At 46.4% G+C, this 18,309-nt stretch carries 15 protein-coding genes; 11 read left to right on the plus strand and 4 right to left on the minus strand.

What is annotated here, in order from left to right:
• The first annotated feature begins 51 nt into the window (after positions 1–51).
• The 5 genes from NSQ68_RS02780 to NSQ68_RS02800 all read left to right on the plus strand — a co-directional run bounded on the left by NSQ68_RS02780 (position 52) and on the right by NSQ68_RS02800 (position 7,098).
• Positions 52–1,836 (plus strand): sensor histidine kinase, encoded by a 1,785-nt coding sequence (locus tag NSQ68_RS02780; RefSeq protein WP_342429052.1) that lies wholly within the window; start codon positions 52–54, stop codon positions 1,834–1,836.
• Positions 1,829–3,379, plus strand: a complete 1,551-nt coding sequence (locus NSQ68_RS02785; protein WP_342427890.1) for a response regulator transcription factor — start codon at positions 1,829–1,831, stop codon at positions 3,377–3,379. Before NSQ68_RS02780 ends, NSQ68_RS02785 begins: the two co-directional genes overlap by 8 nt.
• An 87-nt stretch (positions 3,380–3,466) precedes the next feature.
• Positions 3,467–4,423 carry a sugar ABC transporter permease gene (locus NSQ68_RS02790; RefSeq protein ID WP_342427891.1) on the plus strand — a complete coding sequence of 319 codons (957 nt, stop codon included), beginning with the start codon at positions 3,467–3,469 and terminating at the stop codon, positions 4,421–4,423.
• 14 nt (positions 4,424–4,437) lie between these two features.
• Positions 4,438–5,376: a carbohydrate ABC transporter permease gene (locus NSQ68_RS02795; RefSeq protein ID WP_029515959.1), complete on the plus strand. Its 939-nt coding sequence runs from the start codon at positions 4,438–4,440 to the stop codon at positions 5,374–5,376.
• A 42-nt stretch (positions 5,377–5,418) separates the two neighbouring features.
• Entirely contained in the window at positions 5,419–7,098 is a 1,680-nt protein-coding gene (locus tag NSQ68_RS02800; protein ID WP_342427892.1) for an ABC transporter substrate-binding protein, read from the plus strand.
• Between the two features lie 172 nt (positions 7,099–7,270).
• On the opposite strand, the gene NSQ68_RS02805 is transcribed toward NSQ68_RS02800, so the two are convergent.
• Positions 7,271–8,833, minus strand: a complete 1,563-nt coding sequence (locus tag NSQ68_RS02805; RefSeq protein WP_342427893.1) for a glycosyl hydrolase — start codon at positions 8,831–8,833, stop codon at positions 7,271–7,273.
• 474 nt (positions 8,834–9,307) lie between these two features.
• On the opposite strand from NSQ68_RS02805, the gene NSQ68_RS02810 reads away from it, so the two are divergent.
• The gene (locus NSQ68_RS02810) at positions 9,308–10,102 is read left to right on the plus strand and encodes a GNAT family N-acetyltransferase (protein WP_342427894.1); all 795 of its coding nucleotides are present in this window, start codon (positions 9,308–9,310) and stop codon (positions 10,100–10,102) included.
• Positions 10,103–10,201: 99 nt separating this feature from the next.
• Here NSQ68_RS02810 and NSQ68_RS02815 read toward each other — a convergent pair whose 3' ends face one another.
• Positions 10,202–11,095 (minus strand): AraC family transcriptional regulator, encoded by an 894-nt coding sequence (locus tag NSQ68_RS02815; RefSeq protein ID WP_342427895.1) that lies wholly within the window; start codon positions 11,093–11,095, stop codon positions 10,202–10,204.
• A gap of 157 nt (positions 11,096–11,252) precedes the next feature.
• On the opposite strand from NSQ68_RS02815, the gene NSQ68_RS02820 reads away from it, so the two are divergent.
• Positions 11,253–12,155, plus strand: a complete 903-nt coding sequence (locus NSQ68_RS02820; protein ID WP_342427896.1) for a DMT family transporter — start codon at positions 11,253–11,255, stop codon at positions 12,153–12,155.
• Positions 12,156–12,211: 56 nt separating this feature from the next.
• On the plus strand, positions 12,212–12,544 hold the full coding sequence (gene csaA, locus NSQ68_RS02825; protein ID WP_342427897.1) for a chaperone CsaA: 333 nt from the start codon (positions 12,212–12,214) through the stop codon (positions 12,542–12,544).
• 189 nt (positions 12,545–12,733) lie between these two features.
• Here csaA and NSQ68_RS02830 read toward each other — a convergent pair whose 3' ends face one another.
• Complete coding sequence (locus tag NSQ68_RS02830) at positions 12,734–15,160, minus strand: UvrD-helicase domain-containing protein (protein WP_342427898.1); 2,427 nt, start codon at positions 15,158–15,160, stop codon at positions 12,734–12,736.
• A 310-nt stretch (positions 15,161–15,470) separates the two neighbouring features.
• Here NSQ68_RS02830 and NSQ68_RS02835 point away from each other — a divergent pair, with 310 nt between their 5' ends.
• Together NSQ68_RS02835 and NSQ68_RS02840 are read left to right on the plus strand one after the other, a co-directional pair.
• A complete protein-coding gene (locus tag NSQ68_RS02835; RefSeq protein ID WP_342429053.1) occupies positions 15,471–16,328 on the plus strand; it encodes a zinc ribbon domain-containing protein in 858 nt (285 codons plus the stop codon).
• A 65-nt stretch (positions 16,329–16,393) separates the two neighbouring features.
• Positions 16,394–17,182, plus strand: coding sequence for a TrmB family transcriptional regulator (locus NSQ68_RS02840; RefSeq protein ID WP_029515951.1), 789 nt, complete (start codon positions 16,394–16,396; stop codon positions 17,180–17,182).
• 7 nt (positions 17,183–17,189) lie between these two features.
• Here the strand turns inward: NSQ68_RS02840 and NSQ68_RS02845 are convergent, their stop codons facing one another.
• Positions 17,190–17,822: an NUDIX domain-containing protein gene (locus NSQ68_RS02845; protein ID WP_342427899.1), complete on the minus strand. Its 633-nt coding sequence runs from the start codon at positions 17,820–17,822 to the stop codon at positions 17,190–17,192.
• Between the two features lie 172 nt (positions 17,823–17,994).
• On the opposite strand from NSQ68_RS02845, the gene NSQ68_RS02850 reads away from it, so the two are divergent.
• Positions 17,995–18,288, plus strand: a complete 294-nt coding sequence (locus tag NSQ68_RS02850; RefSeq protein ID WP_029515949.1) for a hypothetical protein — start codon at positions 17,995–17,997, stop codon at positions 18,286–18,288.
• The last annotated feature ends 21 nt before the right edge of the window (positions 18,289–18,309 follow it).

An 18,309-nucleotide genomic window follows, 5' to 3' on the forward strand; every position in this document is an offset into this window, starting at 1 on the left:
AAAAGGGGCATTTTGCACGTAGCAGCCGTACTGATCGGAGAGGGGGAAGCCTTGTTTTTTATACGAATGATGAATGACATGAAACTGAGGAAGAAAATGACGCTTACATTCATTTCGGTAGCCGTTCTTCCCTTGCTGTTATGCGGTCTGTTTCTGACCGGGAAGCTTCGAGAGATTGTCATTAAGGACGCCTTTATGCAAGTATCCAACAATGTTGAAAGGGTACAAAATCGTACAGAAGAACTGATTAAAGTGCCGCTGGACATCTCGTACCGGCTAACCAATGAAAATCGGATGAAGAGGGTGGCCAGCCAAAAGTATAACAGCTACCTCGAAGTCATTCAGGCATACCGGGGGTATACGGATATTCGTGACTACCTCCAGTTATACAAAGAGATATCCGGTATCCGTGTCTATGTCGCTAATCCAGGAGCGCTTAACAATTGGGAATTTATCCAGCCTGACGATACGATCACAACCGCAGATTGGTACAAGGAGGCTATAGAGCAGAAAGGCTTGGCCGGATGGGATTTAATCAAGGATGAGAGGGACGGTTCCGATTATCTCAGTCTAATTCGTTCATTCTCAGTGGATTCACTAGGGCGAAAAGGAGTTCTGGTCATGAATGTAAACAAGCGCCAATTAAATTCAATCCTAGAGCAGGAATCGTTCCCTACCTTGATCGTAGATAACCAGAATCAGATCGTCGCGTCTAATGAAGCAAAGTTGTTCGGGAAGAATCTTTCTGAATTTCATGCCGACGAAAATATACTTTTCAATCAGGAAGGAAGTTACAACACGTTCATCAACGGAAAAGCATCAAAAGTGGTTATTGCAAATCTAATTCCACAGAACAGCTGGAACGGACTTCACGTCATTTCCATCTTTTCCGTTTCAGAGATCACCCGCGATGCCAATCAAGTGATATGGCTTGGCGGGATCGTGATCACAGCCAGCCTGATATTTGCAGTCTTACTTATCTATGCTTCTGCTTCGCTATTATCCAGAAGGCTTCTCCGCTTGAGCAAACATATGACCAAAGTTGGCGCGGGCTCATGGGAAACATTTCTCCATATCGATGGAAAAGATGAAGTCGGTATACTATCAAGGCAATTTAACGCGCTCGTCAGCAGCGTGAACAATTTGGTGCAGGAGGTCCAAGAAACGAATCGTCAGAAAAATCTCGTAGAGCAAAGACAAAACGAGATCAAATTTAAAATGCTGGCCAGCCAGATTAACCCGCACTTTCTCTTCAATTCGTTGGAGTCTATCAGAATGGAGGCCCACATTCGCAAACAGGAGGATATTGCTGAGGCAGTATGGCAGCTGAGTACGTTGCTTCGCAGCAGTCTGGAGGCCGGTAATGATAAGATTCCGCTACGCAAAGAACTTGAGCGGGTTAGCTGTTATCTTGATCTTCAAAAGTTCCGATATGAAGACCGTTTGAATTATCGTTTAACGGTTGATCCGAATTTGGAGGAGATGTTGGTCCCGCCGTTGATTATTCAACCTTTGGTGGAGAATTCTATTGTGCATGGCCTGGATAACCGCGCAGAAGGAGCTGTCATCGAAGTGAAAGTAAAGGAAATCCTGGAGAGGGTCCGAGTTATGGTACGTGATAACGGGGCTGGTTTCACGGCCGATCGTCTCGCTCTTGTACGGGAAGAGCTTGCTGCATCCCTACACGAACAGGAGGTCCAGCGGATTGGATTGCGAAACGTAAACGATCGTCTCGTCTTACTGTATGGGGCTTCTAGTGCCTTAAGGATCGAGAGCGAGCCTGGGAAAGGCACTTGTATTCAGTTTTTCATTCCTGGAGGGAATCCAAATGATTAAGGTAGTGATCGTTGATGATGAACCGAAGCTTCGTCAAGGCCTTCAAACGTTGATTCCATGGGAAAGTCTCGGATTTACCGTTATTGCTGCGGCAGCCAATGGAAAAGAAGCATTGAAAGTTATTGAGGAAAAAACTCCCGAGGTCGTAATTGTCGATATCCGCATGCCGGTTATGGATGGTTTACAGTTGATTGAGCACTTGACATCTGACGGTCATCATTTGCATTTTATGATTCTCAGTGGATATGCCGACTTCGAGTATGCCAAACAAGCGATCAAATACGGAGTTGTCGGCTATCTCCTTAAACCGGTGGACGTTGCTGAAATGTCGGCCAACTTAAAGCGGATACGCGAGCGGATTGAAGAGGAGCGACTTCAGGGAGAGTGGCGTGAGAGGGAGATTATGAATCGTGATTTCTGCTTGCATAACCTGCTCGTCCCGCAAGAGAAAACTGAGGATCCCGCCAAATTGAGAAGTAAGGCAAAAGAAGCGGATTTGTTGTGGACCAGCTATGAAGTCGTAGTCGTCTACCCGCGTGATTCTGAAGTGGATCGTGCCGATGTGGTAAATCGGCTTTCGATTGAGTTAAAACCAAAGATAGAAGGGCGGATGATGGGGCTTGTAACTGTGATTCCCCCCTATACGGTTCTTCTGCTCAACGAGCCGCTGCGCGGAAGGAAACGACGTGAAAGTCTGTATAACGAGATTCGTAATGCCGCGGGTAATATCCGGTTCGTTGCTGCAACCGGAGGGGGAGTGTCTGTTCCCGAAGATATCTGCAAATCTTTTTTTAAGGCCCAGAAAGCAGTAAAACAAGCTTTTTTCAGCGAGAAGAACCGACTGATAGATCCGTATCCTCTCTTTTCGCCTTCGCTGGATTCCCCCCAATTGTCCGTCGATAAAGCCGAAGAAATGATGGAGGAATTCATCTTCCGCTTGTATTACAGTCTGGAGGTAGGAAACCAGGCTATAGTACTACCGTTGTTGAAAGAGGCGGCAGCATTTTTTCTCAAGCAGGGGCAAGATGAGAAATCTGTTAAAGAGTCCTTCTTCTTTCTGTCCAATGCAGTCATTCACAAGTTGACCGCGGGTTTCTGTATTGAGTTGAAAGAGACGGAGGCAGTTTCCCGTTTCTTGAATGGGATATACCAGCATGATCACCTAGATGATCTTTTGGAAGAGACCCACCGTTTCCTACTAGCATTGGGAAAAGACTCCGAACACCGTGGAAAGGAGCAGGAATTCAAAAAAATGATCGACTTCATTCACAGGCATTATGCGGACAATCTGAAGCTGGAAACGCTAGCTGGACTACTAAACTACAGTACCGCCTATTTAGGCCAGCTTTTCAAGAACAAGACTGGGGAGTACTTCAACACATATCTGGACCGAGTCCGCATCCAAAAGGCCAAGGAGCTGCTGGGCCAGGGAATGAAAGTATACGAAGTTGCTGAAAGTGTGGGCTATACAAGCGTCAACTACTTTTACAGCAAATTCAAAAGGTACGAAGGCCGTTCACCGTCGGAATATAGAAATCCATAATTTGTGTATGATTTTCCCCGAAATCCGTTGTATGGGCCCGGACTCCTCTCTGTTTTATGATGGATTTTAAGAGAGGGGATGAAAAAAATGAAAGCGGTAACAGTGGTTTCGGAAAAGGCATACAAAAAGACGGAGAGGAATGCTTGGAAGGTATTTAAAAGCCAGAGGTATCTTTACTACATGTCCATTCCGTTTGTTATTTGGGTTTTTGTCTTCCAGTATTTGCCGCTATGGGGCTGGACAATGGCCTTTCAAAAATATAAACCCGGTTTGAGCTTTTTTGAACAAAAGTGGGTGGGCTTGGAGCATTTTCGTACTTTGTTCCGAGATGATCATTTCTACCAAGTGCTGCGGAACACGCTGGCTATGAGTCTTATGGGACTGATCGCCGGTTTTATCGTGCCGGTTGTCTTTGCTTTACTGCTCAACGAGGTTCGTATCCAGGTTATAAAACGATTTGTTCAGACGGTATCTTATCTGCCGCACTTTGTTTCATGGGTGGTGGCGGCAGGCATTGTCACCAAAATGCTTTCAGCGGATGGCGGTGTCGTGAACGATATGTTCATGGGTCTAGGCATCATCGAACAGCCGATCCAGTTTATGGCCCAAGGTAAATTATTTTGGTGGGTTGTAACCTTCGGAGACATCTGGAAGGAAACAGGTTGGAACGCCATTATTTATCTGGCTGCCATCGCCGGTATTGGTCCTGAATTATACGAGGCTGCGCGGGTCGACGGCGCTAGCCGATTCCGGCAAATGTGGCATATCACGCTGCCAGGGATCCGGCCAACCATTATCATTCTCCTGATTATGTCGATTGGTCATTTGCTCGGTACGGGATTCGAGAAACAATTTTTGCTGGGCAATCACCTGGTCATTGATTACTCTGAAGTACTTGATTTGTATGCGCTTAATTATGGTTTGGCGATGGGACGTTACTCTTTCGGAACGGCCATTAATATCTTTAATTCGGTGATAAGCCTGATCTTATTGTTTGCGGCTAACGGAGTCTTTAAGCGCTATACCAACGAGAGTATTATGTAAGGAGGATGAAGGACATGGAGGCTGTCAAAAGCAGTACGCCAGTCGGTCGATTAAACAACTGGCTTAAGGCGAAATCACCACAAGATCGAATCTTAGAAGTCGTTGTTTATCTTTTCATGATTGTGGTAACCGTTCTAACAATCTATCCGTTCTTAAATGTACTGGCTATCTCTTTTAATGATTCGGTAGATACCATTAGAGGGGGAATCACCATCTGGCCAAGGCAATTTACGTTGAAGAATTACGATTTGATTTTCACCTATGAGGGGTTAATCACTGGATTCAAGATATCCTTTCTGCGGACCGTCATTGGCACCGTAGCGGGCTTGGCCAGCGGTTCGATGCTTGCGTATACGCTTGCACGAAGTGATTTTCAAGCTCGAAGGTTCATCTCAATCTTTCTTGCCGTCACCATGTATGTTTCCGGGGGATTAATCCCAGGTTTTATCTTGATGAAGGAATTGCATTTAATTGATACATTTGCCGTCTATATTTTACCCGGCCTTGTAAGTGCGTTTAATGTCTTCATTATTCGTTCCTTCATTGATGGTCTGCCTTATGCGTTACAAGAATCAGCTAAGCTGGATGGTGCCAACGATTTCACGATATACTGGCGCGTTATTCTTCCTCTTTGCAAACCAGCATTAGCGACCGTGGCGCTCTTCTTGGCAGTAGGGCAATGGAACTCTTGGTTCGATACTTATTTGTTTAATGGGTCTAACGAATCGTTGACGACCCTGCAATATGAATTAATGAAAATTTTGCAGAGTACTACAACGAGCGCAACCAATTCCCAGGATGCTGCTAATATGGCTGAGCGTATGGCACAAGTATCCCCGGAATCGGTCAAAATGGCAATCACCATCATTGTTACAGTGCCGATTCTTATCGTCTATCCTTTTCTACAAAAATATTTTGTTAAGGGTATGACACTTGGAGCGGTAAAGAGCTAAAACGAAGCAGTAAACATTCATTATACAGGGAGGTTTCGCTCCATGAAGTCAAGAAAAAATAGAATGGTCGTATCTTTTGTAATGTCACTGACTTTAGTGGCGACCCTTGCAGGGTGTAGCGGTAATAATCCGTCTGAGGCTACCAAGGCCGTAACAACAGGTGACATCACGCTTACTTATTTTTCGGAAGACTCCAGCACAAATTGGAATAACATGAGGGATGAAGTTGGTAAGGTCATCGCTGAAAAAACCGGAGTAACCCTAGATGCTGAATTCGCTGTCGGCGACCCGGTACAAAAGATTTCGTTGATTGCAGCTACAGGAAACTATCCTGATCTAATCGCTGCTAAGGCGGATGTCGGCAAACTTGTGGATGCTGGCGCAATCATTGATCTGACGGATTTGATCGACAAGCATGCACCAAACATCAAAAAAATGCTGGGAGACAAACTTGTCCGGACGAAGTACAGTTTGGACGACCCATCCATCTATGTGATTCCGACTTGGTCTGCTGTCGAAGAGAAAAAAATCAAACCCGACGTAGGATTTAAACTCCAGCACCGTGTCGTCAAGGAAGCGGGATACCCAGACATTCGTACGGTACAGGATTTCGAAAAAGTCATTAAGGACTATCTAACCAAGCATCCGACGGATGAAAATGGCAACAAAAATATCGGACTGTCCCTAAATGCGGACGATTGGCATATGTACCAGGTAACGAACTCAGGATTCCAAACAACTGGGGGACCAGACGATGGCGAATACTACATCGATCAAAAAACACACCAAGCGACTTATCATTTCCGCCGACCGGAAGAAAAAGAATATTTTCGCTGGTTGAATCACATGAATGCCATTGGATTGCTTGATCCGGAAAGCTTTGTGCAGAAGACTGACCAGTTTAAGGCGAAAGTGGCTTCAGGCCGCGTACTGGGTCTGGCCGATCCAGAATGGGACTATGGCGACGGACAAAATGCGCTGAAGGCGGAAGGCAAATTCGATCAGACTTACGGTCATTATCCAGTCACCATGGGCAAGGAGTACAAGGATACCAACTTTTGGCTTCCTGGCTTTGATGGGGGGTACGGAATCTCAATCTCTAGCAAGTGCAAGGATCCGGTACGAGCTATTCAGTTTCTCGACTTTCTAGCATCGGAAGAGGGGCAAGTCCTGAATAACTGGGGAATTGAAGGAAAGCATTACACGATGAAAGACGGCAAACGGACGATTACTCCGGCTGTACTTGAACGGATAAACAATGACAATGCGGCTTTCCAAAAAGAGTCTGGAATCGGTCTATATTGGAACTTGTCGGTCCATTATGGTGATGGCATCGAAGACTCAACTGGCAACTATTTCACTCGTAGTTATCCAGAACTGTTGACAGCGACTTACAACGAGTCGGAGAAGGAAGTTCTGAAGGCCTATAAGATCGAACACTGGAAAGATCTATTTCCGAAGGAAGAAGAATTCCAGCCGAGAGCATACGGAGCAGCATATACAATGTCTCTTCCCAATGACGATCCGGCTGTTATTCTCGGAGCCAAGATGAAGGATATTACATGGAAACGAATTCCGGAAGCGGTCATGACCAAGCCAGAAAACTTCGATAAGGTTTGGGATGCCTATATGGCAGAACTGGAGAAAGCCGGAGTACAAGAAATGGAACAATCCTTTACGAAGCATATTCAAGATCGGATTAAGCTGTGGTCTACTAACTAATTCGTTTGGCATAAAAGAACGGGACTGTTTCCACTTCCTACCGGAGAGGAGACGGTCCTTTTTTAAGCACGCAGTCCGAAAGGCTAGCGAGCGAAAAAGGATTTGAGATACAAACAGCGGCCACCTCTAAAAAAATAGGGTGACCGCTGTTTGTTTGGGGCAGGCTTCTTCGTTACTTCATTTCATTTTTATAGGAAGCAAATAGGTCTTGAGGAAGCTCATCCCTCGTGATTACGTAATCGCTGTTGAACACTTTTATGAGATGGTCCAGAGAGTTATACTGTCCGTTGCGGATGAAGTCGCCCGTCCACGTGCTGAAAAAGAGCCAATGGGCTGAATACGCTTGAAGCAATTCCGGATCGCCAATCGGACCGTTTTCGGATAGGGCGACCAGTTTCTTGTCTTGTACGAGATCCACCAAGTTGTCATACTTACCGATACTTGGACCGTAATTAGCTGCCGGGTTGTAGATATCCACACTTACAATATCGACGACATCGTCCCCTGGGTACCATTCGGGATTTTCGGAGTTCCATACCCAGATCAGGTTGTTCAGGTGATGGTAGTGTGTTAGGCGGTCATACATGATACGGTACAGCTGCTTGGCGGATTCTGGCCCTTGGGCGCCCCACCAAAACCATCTGCCTTCCGCCTCGTGCAGCGGTCTCCACAGCACCGGAACGTGAGCGTCTTGGAGGCGTTTCAACTGAACGGCAATGGCATCGATGTCCCGCAGGATAAGCTGATATTCATCCGATTCGGGATGATTAAGTGCATATTGAACGTCGAATGTAGTAGCCTCGGTGTAAAATCCACGATACCATTCTTTCCCTGGAATGTCATGCAGCCCCTTAGGGGCATTCCAATGCCATACGAGCGTGACAATTCCACCTTCTTTGGCCCATTGGATCGCCTTGTCCACCTCAGTTGGGGTGGTACCACGCTCGACGCGAGAGGGGGAGTAATCCATCATGTCCGTTGACAACATCGCAGGATACTTTCCAGTTTGGTCTTTAATCCACTGGGCATCCTCAAGAGTGTGCTGACCGGAAAGAATTTTGTTCCCGTAAACATCCACGAGATAACCCATGAGTGCCTTGGTTTCCACAGTTGCATTCGGGTTTACCAGCTTTTTCTCAATCTGATGCAGTTTCGGGGGGGACACTGCAGGCAGACTGGCGAATTCAACCTTCACGTATTCGATCCCGTAATATCCCCAGCCTCTTGAAAAAGTAACCTCGTTCGTGCCGGCATTCAGCATGATCTTGCTTACCGACTTCTCGTTCACAACCGCACCTCCCGGAGGGGGAACCAGCGTTATGCTTTCAGCCATTGTACCATTGACCTCGAAGCTGGTATCCTTGGAGCCGGTGTCCGCCGGAATGTAGTAACCGAGGCTCAGCTTATATAGGCCTGCTGTCGGCACATTCACTTTAAACGTAGCCGTCCCGTCAGACTTTCCGGAGTTTGGGTCATAGTCATAAAAGAAGGATACATAGCCATCGCCTTTATAAAGTGTATCGCCGGTATAGGGAGTATCCCGTTTTTCTACGCCGTAACCTTGAAGGATTGCATCTTTGGAGCTGACGACCGTAGAAGAGGGGCTACCGTCAGTGACCAAGTGAGCTGATTCTGCTTTTGCTAAGCTTGGAATTAAATCGAGAGATACCAACAAAAGAGATAAGAGAACAAAACTGAAAATACCGAAAAGTCTTCTTTTCCACGGATCTGGCATATGACTCACTCCTTGAATTAGATGTTACCGTCTTGACTGATCTGCAACGTTAGGGCAGAAAACGCTTTCATTTACGCGTACACATTAGGTACTTTGAAGTAATTGATGACAGATGATTCCCCAACAGATATTGCCACATTGGCTAAAATCGGTTAGTGCCGTTCACAAGCATTCCTTCTTCTTTTGTATGCGTTTTCAATACTTGTCATTAATTTTTTCAGTGCCTCACCTCTCTTTAATTTCATCATAAATTAGACGCGAGGCAGGAACCATACAATGAATTTCGGGAAAAATCATCCTTAAATTATGGATTTTTATACTCCGGCGGCAAACAATTTATATTTATTGAAATGTATAACCCAATATTTTTTAAGGCTATATGGGATAAGCGGGAAGAATAGTTTCAATTTGTGGTATCATGCCAGTAGGTATTCCACGCATAGGAAAAGTATGTGTAATGAAAGGGACTAATAAATGATTTTTCATCGATTGCTTACCTACGAAACAATTAGTCAATTAACTGACCAGATTAATAGAGACCAACACTTGTTATTCTATAGCTATTTAAGTCAACGTAAGGAGCAAGCTAAATTTGTTGGTCAATATGTAGACGACAAGCTGACGGCGGTCTTAGCATACTTTTGGGGGCTATCATTCCCTGCATTTTCTTTCCATTGCATAAATCGCGAGAAACTTAACTTTCCAGCTCTTATTACTTTTACTGAGGAAATCATTCAACTTAAGAAAAATACTGTTTGTGGTACAATCCTCTGTAATCGTGACCTTCAACTTTTTCAATCTCATGGTCTTATAACGGGTAACCCACAACGTTTTTTAACAATGAAGCATATAGATCAATCGAAACTGCTCGATTCAAACTGGGCTGAGCTAGTTAAGGAAAATGACCTTTCAGATATAGTGGATTTATTACGAAATGGAGGCATGAAATTTTTTACGAGAAGCGAACTCGAACAATATCCTTTCCTTGGGATAAAGGAATGTGGTCATTTTATTGCCGTGGGCGGCTTCCACTTTTATGACTCTAAGCTCGTTGAGATCGGAAACATATACACAAGCCCTACCCACAGAGGGAAAGGCCTAGCAAAGCACTTGACGAGCCAACTTACAAAACTGGGCAGATCACTTTCATCAGATATTTACCTAGGGGTACTGAAGGAGAACCAAGCCGCTGTACATCTTTACGAGGGTTTAGGCTATGAGACCACGGCTGAGCAAACTATTGTTGATTTTAAGCTATCTATTGATTGACGAATTAGGCCGCATTCGCGCGCCGATTGAGAAGTACAACGGAATATAGGTGACTGTTGGTATTAGAGCGGTATCACGCAACCAGAAAAGAAATAGCCCTTAATCCTTGATTTCATTTCTAAATTTCCGGAAATCTTTAGGTGTTCTTTCGTGATGTTTTTTAAAAGATTGAATGAAGTGATTTACATGATTGAACCCCACCCTGTGGGCTATTTCAGTTATTGTAGAATCTGTTGAAATTAATAACTCGCTGCTTTTCTTGATACGGTACTTAATTAAGTAGTCGTAAGGTGTCATATGAATGGTTCTCTTAAAACTACGAGTGCATTCCGAAATACTTAAATGTGCTACTTCGGCAATTTCTTGCAGTGTTATATTGTCTGAATAGTTTTGATGGATAAAGCTGAGCATCAATTGAAGTCTTTCCTGTTGCAGTTTCATGTATTTAGGTGCTTCCTCCGAAGAAAGCGAAATGTTAGAAATTATGATGAACCATAATTGTACTGTTTTAATAGAAACCTCATATTCCCACCCCCAGTTTTTTTTCATATCAAATTTCTCTTTCATATCCCAAAGCATTTGCAGTATTTGAATTTGCCATTCAACATCTCCTTTGATTACTAATGACAATAAGAGAGAGTTGGTATAAGGCAGTACATAGTTTTTTTCCATCGCACTATCTGCATAAAAGGCCAGCAGCTTCTCCGGGAAATTAAAACTGACATATTGGCCGTTATGTGTAAGGTGTGTAGTAACGTGAAGAACACCTTTATTAATTAAAATGGCCTGGCCTGTTTCTAATTCATGATCAATCCCGTTAACTTGTATCACTAGCTTCCCTTTGGTAACCAAAGTGATTTGTAGCTCCTCATGCCAATGTAAATCGTTGAATCCTCTACCTTCAGGACTACTTGCATGAATAGTATGGGTGTACATGATGTATGGAAATGAAACATCGGGATATAGAATGGTCTCATGCAATTGTTTTTCCATTTTAGCGAGGTCCTTTCTGATGACGATATTTCTATATAAATTAAAGATATAGTTACACAAAATAAATAAAAGTGGTGATATTATTATACCAGATCTTCGGCTTATCATTACAATCCTGTGCACAGGCGATTGGATAAGACCTCTTGGAGGCGTACATGTGAAAATAAATCAATCGTCGTTACCGTTTCATCCGTATATTTTGCTTTTAATCAGTATACTGTCTGTTTCTATCTCATCCATCATGATCAAATCCTCAGATACTCCAACCTCTGTGGCTGGGATGTACAGATTGTATATGTCAGTACTAATAATGCTTCCTTTTGTACCTTGGAAAATGTTCCGTACCTTAGAAATGAACAAAAAAGATTGGATTACCGTTTTCATAGCCGGTCTTTTTCTCGGGTTACATTTCTTATTCTGGATGGAATCTTTAGTACATACCTCAGTTGCGAGCTCCATGGTCATCTTATCCTTACAGCCTTTATTTGTAATGATGGGTTCATACTTTATGTTCAGAGAACGAGCCAACCTATTGACCATTCTTTGTTTGATCGCCGCTCTTATCGGCTCAATCATTATAGCTTGGGGAGACATAGGGATTTCGAGAGAGGCATTAATCGGAGATGGATTATCTTTATTAGGAACAATTTTGGTTTCAGCATATATGTTGGCAGGACAGAAAGTAAGTCACAAAATAAATGCGAATTTATATAGTGTTATTGTTTTTTTTATTGGTGGCAGCGTCATGCTGGTCTACAATATGTTGAACCATTATTCCTTGATTAAATATGACTCGTCGGATTGGATGTATTTCTTGTTACTTGCAGTAATCCCAACTATTTTTGGACAATATATTTTCAATCTGTTGTTGAAATCAATGGGTGCAACTACGGTCTCAGTTGGTATTATTGGAGAGCCTGTTCTTGCCATAATTCTCGCCTACTTATTCTTGGGAGAAATAATCTCTGCATTTCAATTCATAGGTGGAATGATGACTTTATTCGGTATGGGGATGTATTTTTGGACAAAATCATTAAAGTATACAGTTGCAAAATATTAAATTTGTAACTGATTATCGTGAAATTTAAGAAAACAATCAATGAGGAGAATGTTTAGATGGCAACGATTGATGATTTTTTGAAACTAGATATTCGAGTTGGAACCATCATTAAAGCTGAGTTTTTTGCAGAAGCAAAAGTACCTGCTATTAAACTTGAAATTGATTTTGGACAAGATATCGGTGTAAAAACTTCGAGTGCGCAAATTACAGAAAGATATGTGGCTGAAGATATTATAGGGGAACAAATAATAGGTGTAGTCAACTTTCCACCTCGACGGATAGCAGGCTTTAACTCAGAGGTATTGGTTCTTGGAGGAATACCCGAAAAGGGGGATGTGGTTCTATTGAAACCAGATATCAAACTACCTAATGGAACACCTATTGGATGATCACAAAGAGCAAGGCATTGAACTAACGGAAAACGAACGTTCAATAGCGAGTTGAAACAGAAAGCTGCAGACTAGGACTTTATTTTTCACGTCCTAGCCTGCAGCTCTTTCTTTTATTTGGTCTGTCCAAAGCTTATTTGATTCATTATAGGTCTGCACAATTCTCCATACCAGCTATACACCTTATACCTATCTGGCTGGGATGCTGCGTGTCCCCTCTGTCATTGGGGAGGCGCAGAGCGGGCACACTGGCGGCGTGCCTGTGCTAGCCGTGCTTGTACGGCGTCCGCTTGTTGTGTCGCGCCGCATCCACGCTTTGCAGGCACCGTCGGAGCATTTCCACACAGGCACGTTGATGCGTGGCTCCGCTTGAGATCCTGCCACCGACGAGGTTGTCCGTGCCGTAGCGCTGCCTGGTCCCGGCCTGCTGCTCACGCGGGTCGCTGTGCCAGACGCTGGCGATCCAGCGCCAGCACGGCTGCCATACCCGGAAGCACCCTTCGCTTGGCCGAAGCTACTGCGGCGTGTTTCTGGCTTGGAAGCCTCAGGGGTGACCCCATAGGCTTCCAGCAGGAAGCGTGACACGGCGGCAGGCTTGCCATGATTAGAGGCGGGGGAGGTGATGTACAGCAACTCTTTCGCCCGGGTGACGGCCACGTAAGCGAGGCGGCGCTCTTCTTCAAGCGCTGCATCGTTATCCACAGCCGTAGTTGGGGCGGCGCCTGCCCGCCGATCCTCCGGCAGCTCGCTGTGCAGCGCCGAGCTGTGCGGCAGAATGCCTTCGCTGGCTCCGATCCAATATACGCAAGGGAATTCCAATCCCTTGGCACGGTGGATCGTCATGAGCCGAACAGCATCGCTGTCTTCTTCTCTGCGCAGCGATTCCATTTGGCGATGACGTTCGGAAAGCTCGTCCGCAAAGCTGACGAATGCCTCCACGGTGTCAAACCGCTTGGCTGCCGTTTCGAGCTCCTCCAGACTTTCTTGCATCGTTTCCTTATAATGAGTCCATGCGCCCGTATCTCCACTTTCCAAATATTTGTCATAAAAGACGCGCCGCATTTCTTGAATGGCATAGGCAGGTTTCATGGTAGTGAGACTGCGAATCAGACGAATACGCTCTTTCACTTGTTCACGCTGAAAATCACGTAGTCGATCCCAGCGGCTGAGATGAATCAGCGGGTATTTTTTAGCCTGCTGTTTCTCCTCGCGCATAATCCATTCCATACCCGCCTCACGGGAGACGTACAGCGGCCCAAGGGTGCTCGGAATGGATTCCATACGCCGGGGATTTAGCGACAAGCGCAGGTGATCCATTAAGGGACGAATCAGAGACTGATCGTAAAATACAGCCCCTGCTCCGTACTGAATAAATGGGACATCCCGCATAATTAATTGCTCAAAAATAGATCGGCTTCCACTGGCTGTCCGGTGCAAAATAGCGATATCCCGGTAGCGCAGCCGACCTTCCTCTACCTGCCCGAGTAGATGGGTAACAATATGCCCCGCTTCCTCCTCAGGTCCGGATGGGGTGGCAAACTGCGGTGGCAAGCCTTCACGCCCGGCAGCCGAAAGACGTTTGGAGCGTCGATGAACATTTTTGGCGACAATGTTAGAGCCCAGCCCTAAAATCCGCGCATCGCTGCGATAATTAATATCCAGAGTAATGACCTTTGCATCCTTATAGACCTTGTCAAACTCCAGAATGGATTCCTGGCGTGCCCCATTAAAGGTATAGATCGTCTGATCATCATCCCCCACAACCATCAGATTGCGATGTCGGGCAGCCAACCGCTGCACCATCTCATATTGTAGGGCATTCGTATCCTGAAATTCATCGACCATGATATGTGAAAAACGTCGCTGAAGCGGCTGAAGCACATCCGGGTCACGCAGTAGTTCGGATGCACGCAGCAGAATATCGTCAAAATCCATTTTATTGCGCTCCTGTTTCCACGCTTCATAAGCGAGCATGGCACGCTTGGCATCCGATTCCTCGCGCACAGTTTCCGGCAGCTCGTCCGCGCTGCGGCCTTCCGCTTTCCAGGCGGAGAGGGCAGACAGCAGGCTTTCCGGCTGGAAAGCCTCGCTGAGCCCAAGCTGCCGCAGCATCATTTTCATGACGGTATGCTGGGCCTGCGTTTCACCGAACACTTCATCTTGCACGCCGCGATGACGCAGCATCGCCAAAGCGAATGAGTGAAACGTGCGTGCCTGAACTGCACGTGCAGCGGCAGGGCGCACACCGGGCAATCCCGCGATGCGCAGTTTCATTTCGGCAGCTGCCTTGCTGGTGAAGGTCACCAGCAGAATGGACGATGCTGGGACATCCCGCATCGCCATCAGGTAGCCTGCGCGGGCAGCCAGCACTGTGGTTTTGCCACAGCCAGCCCCTGCAAGGGTCAGAAGGGGGCCTTTGCCGTGGCGGACGGCCTGGATCTGCGGGCGGTTCAGGTGAATGCCAGCGTTCTCTAAAGCACGAAAATAGGCCGAGTCTTGGTCGGTGTCGGGCACCAGCGTCATACTGGTATCCATGGAAGCGCGACGTGCCTGAGGGCTCGACGTTGAATAAGGAACCCCGATGGGCCGGGGGTAAAAAGAAGGATTTGGGTCCATAATCCTGAAACCCCTTTCGTTCTTAAAATCTTCCATTTTCACAAATGGGGGTAGTTTTTGGTATGATAGAGTTCTAGTCAGCTTTAGCTGATGATAAGAACAAGGCGATGGACTAAAATAATGCTGAAATTCATGCGGATCTTGCCGGAGCGTCAGAACGTCAATACGTTGACGCCAATGCCTATGGCCTTCAAACAGGCGATATGACCGCATTCCATTATACAGGAGTTCGAGGTTTGCCAACAGAAAAAAACTTTGGGATATACGGACGGTACAGTGAAATCCGGCTGGATATGGGGAGGAAATAATGATGAAGCTGATTCAACGTATAAAGGAAGGCGCAAATCGCGCAACAGAAAAGGCGCAGCATGCTGTCGAGATTAGTAAAATCAATTCACAAATTACAACGATCCAGCAGGAAATGGATGTTCATTTCTTGCGAATGGGTCAGATCTTTTACGAAGGTTATCGCGCATCCGACATGTCGGTGGCAGAAACCGAGATGACACAGCTATCCACTGCTTGTGATGAGCTTCAGGATGAAATCGACGAGCTGCGCGGTAGAATTGCAGAATTGAAGAACGCTCATTTATGCACCTGTGGAGCGGTTGTGCCTCTGGATGCGAACTTTTGCCCCAAATGTGGACGTAAGCTGAATGAAGGACAGGCTGCTTCCAAACAAGTAGCTGCTGTGCGTGAAGAGGTGCCAACGGACGTCTATTCTTTTGATCTGCGCAAGCCAGAGGAAGCGAAGGAACCCGCGCCTGTTTACACGGAGTACGCAGAACATGAAGTAGTGGATCGGCATGAACAGGAACAGGAACAGGATGAGCGGTATGAAACACACGAACCAGCGGGACTAGACCGCGATTACACAGTGTCTGATTTTACACCGGAGGAAAAAGCGGCATTCGACGCTGAGTGGGAGCGCCGTCGTCAGGAAGATCTGGAGAAAGAACACCGTCGTCTTGAAGAACTGGCACGTGAGCGGGAGCGTCAGGAGGAGCTGGACGAGCGGATTCGATATTGGAAGGCCAACAACTCCGGGGCTGAGAAACCGGCAACGCCGTCTGCACAAGTACGTGAAAATGTAAAATGCCAAATCTGCACTGCAGAACTACCCAAAGGGTCCAAGTGGTGCCCGCGTTGCGGAGCTGAACAGATTTGACGCAGCCGAACAGGCTGCTGCAGGACACAGACATAACGCCGGGCAGCATAGGGGGAACAGAATATATGGAGCGTTTGCTGCATCATCTGCGGAATCTGGGTTTTACGGAAATGGAAGCCAAGGTTATGGTCGAGCTTTCGAGGCAAAATGCGGCTTCCGGCTATGAAGTGGCTAAGCGTCTGGGTGCATCACGCTCCAACGTGTACGCGGCTTTACAGCGTTTGGCCGGGCAGGGATACCTCAGAACCAGTGCGGGAGAGCCTGTACGTTACAGCATGCTGCCACCGGCTGAATTGACCCGGATGATCGAAGGACAAATGCAGGAGTCTCTACGCGCAGTGGAGAAGGAAATGCCACGAACAGAACCAACCAAGCCGACCTTTTATAATGCGGAAGGCGATCGGAAGGTACTGGAAAGTCTGACACGTGAATTGGAACGGGCAGAGCATGAGATTGTGTTGGATTTGTGGCGCGAGGAAGCCGAACTGCTGCGGACAGAGTTGGAGAAAGCCGAGAGTCGAGGTGTGCGTCTGCTCTGGTCCTGCGATAACGGGGAAAGCATGATGGGACCGTGGTTACCGCTTAGGTCTGGTACAGACGGACAGGAACCAGCAGGGCGCAAGTTTTCTTTTGTTATTGATCGGCGTTGGTGCATGCTGGGTATGCGGGGAGAGAATTGCCCGACACAGGCGCTTATTACCGAGCATCCGGTAATGACAGGCCTGCTGCTTAATCATTTTGCTCAGGATCTTATTCTGTATGAGCTGGAGCATGATATGGGCAGAGAGCTGTCGACCCGGTATGGCTGGCGGTATGAAGGCATTATCGGCAAATATATGTCAGCTGGAGAATAGCTAAAGATCACCGGGTAGGAAGTTCCATCAGTGCCCGGCATATAGATGTAATATAGCCCGCCTTATGAGGCACGAATTGATCCGATGTGATCAGGCGGCGAGTTTTTTCTGGGTTCGGCCCTGACGTAATGCCTTGGGCTTCGATAAAGGGAATATGGCCTTCAAAAAGGGCCAGTGCTTGGTCAAGAGCTGCTTCGTACAGTCCGGCTACTTCTTCTTGCTGGAGATGATAAGCTTCCAATGGCTGGTTCGATAGCAGTCCAAACACCGAGCTAATCTCCCGATCCCAAAAAGAGGTGCCCTGGGCGGTACCTTTGCTTTCATACCGAACGGTCATCAGCGGTGTTAATGAGGTAAAGGGAACATGAATGCCCAGTTCTTCCTCCAGCTCGCGAGCCGCCTGAGACATATCTTCGCCTGCCGTCAAATGACCGGCTGCTGTAATATCGTAGCATCCGGGGAAGGTATCCTTCGTATCCTGACGCTGTTGGAATAGCAAGCGACGGCCTGTCGAAGTGTCTCGTGCTAGCCAGCAGTGAAAGGTATGGTGCCAGTATCCCTTGGCATGTGCATCTCGTCGGGAGGCTGTGCCAAGGGGGTTGTCTTCATCGTCGTAGATATCCAGAAGCTCGCTATTCATCGTGGTTCCTCCTATAGTAAGCAGAAATCAAAGGTCTACTTTACAGTATAACGTGTTTTCTGTCCTGACGATATGAAGGCATGTGTGGAATGTGGAGTGGCATTTGGGGTATGCTGGGAACATAAGGATTTGCAACATCACACAGGTTTATGATTGAAAGGAGCGATTTTACATGGAATGTATAGTACATTTTCGAGTCATGCATCCGGAGGAACCCAAGGAACTTCGCGGGTTGATTATGCTGGAAAGCGGGGGCAAGCCGGGGATTGATCAAATTACGGATATGTTCAAAAATATGGGCTATGATGTCCGCCCAGACAATCCGGAGGAATTGATTTTTAAACCAGTCGATGTCAGAGCCAATTATACATATATCCGGGTTATTGAGCTGGATACGGGTGAGGAAGTCTACCAGGAAGATAGGGATTTGCGCGCGATTTTGGAAACTTTGCTGAATAAACGTTAAACGTTAAAGACCAGGAGAACT

The organism is Paenibacillus sp. FSL L8-0158, from assembly GCF_038592965.1.
Taxonomy (GTDB): Bacteria; Bacillota; Bacilli; order Paenibacillales; family Paenibacillaceae; genus Paenibacillus; species Paenibacillus polymyxa_D.

Bases quoted from the DNA above. Each gene is read 5' to 3' on its own strand.
- NSQ68_RS02785 (WP_342427890.1), top strand. From the start codon at position 1,829: ATGATTAAGGTAGTGATCGTTGATGATGAACCGAAGCTTCGTCAAGGC.
- NSQ68_RS02790 (WP_342427891.1), top strand. From the start codon at position 3,467: ATGAAAGCGGTAACAGTGGTTTCGGAAAAGGCATACAAAAAGACGGAG.
- NSQ68_RS02795 (WP_029515959.1), top strand. From the start codon at position 4,438: ATGGAGGCTGTCAAAAGCAGTACGCCAGTCGGTCGATTAAACAACTGG.
- NSQ68_RS02800 (WP_342427892.1), top strand. From the start codon at position 5,419: ATGAAGTCAAGAAAAAATAGAATGGTCGTATCTTTTGTAATGTCACTG.
- NSQ68_RS02805 (WP_342427893.1), bottom strand. From the start codon at position 8,833: ATGCCAGATCCGTGGAAAAGAAGACTTTTCGGTATTTTCAGTTTTGTT.
- NSQ68_RS02810 (WP_342427894.1), top strand. From the start codon at position 9,308: ATGATTTTTCATCGATTGCTTACCTACGAAACAATTAGTCAATTAACT.
- NSQ68_RS02815 (WP_342427895.1), bottom strand. From the start codon at position 11,095: ATGGAAAAACAATTGCATGAGACCATTCTATATCCCGATGTTTCATTT.
- csaA (WP_342427897.1), top strand. From the start codon at position 12,212: ATGGCAACGATTGATGATTTTTTGAAACTAGATATTCGAGTTGGAACC.
- NSQ68_RS02830 (WP_342427898.1), bottom strand. From the start codon at position 15,160: ATGGACCCAAATCCTTCTTTTTACCCCCGGCCCATCGGGGTTCCTTAT.
- NSQ68_RS02835 (WP_342429053.1), top strand. From the start codon at position 15,471: ATGAAGCTGATTCAACGTATAAAGGAAGGCGCAAATCGCGCAACAGAA.
- NSQ68_RS02840 (WP_029515951.1), top strand. From the start codon at position 16,394: ATGGAGCGTTTGCTGCATCATCTGCGGAATCTGGGTTTTACGGAAATG.
- NSQ68_RS02845 (WP_342427899.1), bottom strand. From the start codon at position 17,822: ATGAATAGCGAGCTTCTGGATATCTACGACGATGAAGACAACCCCCTT.
- NSQ68_RS02850 (WP_029515949.1), top strand. From the start codon at position 17,995: ATGGAATGTATAGTACATTTTCGAGTCATGCATCCGGAGGAACCCAAG.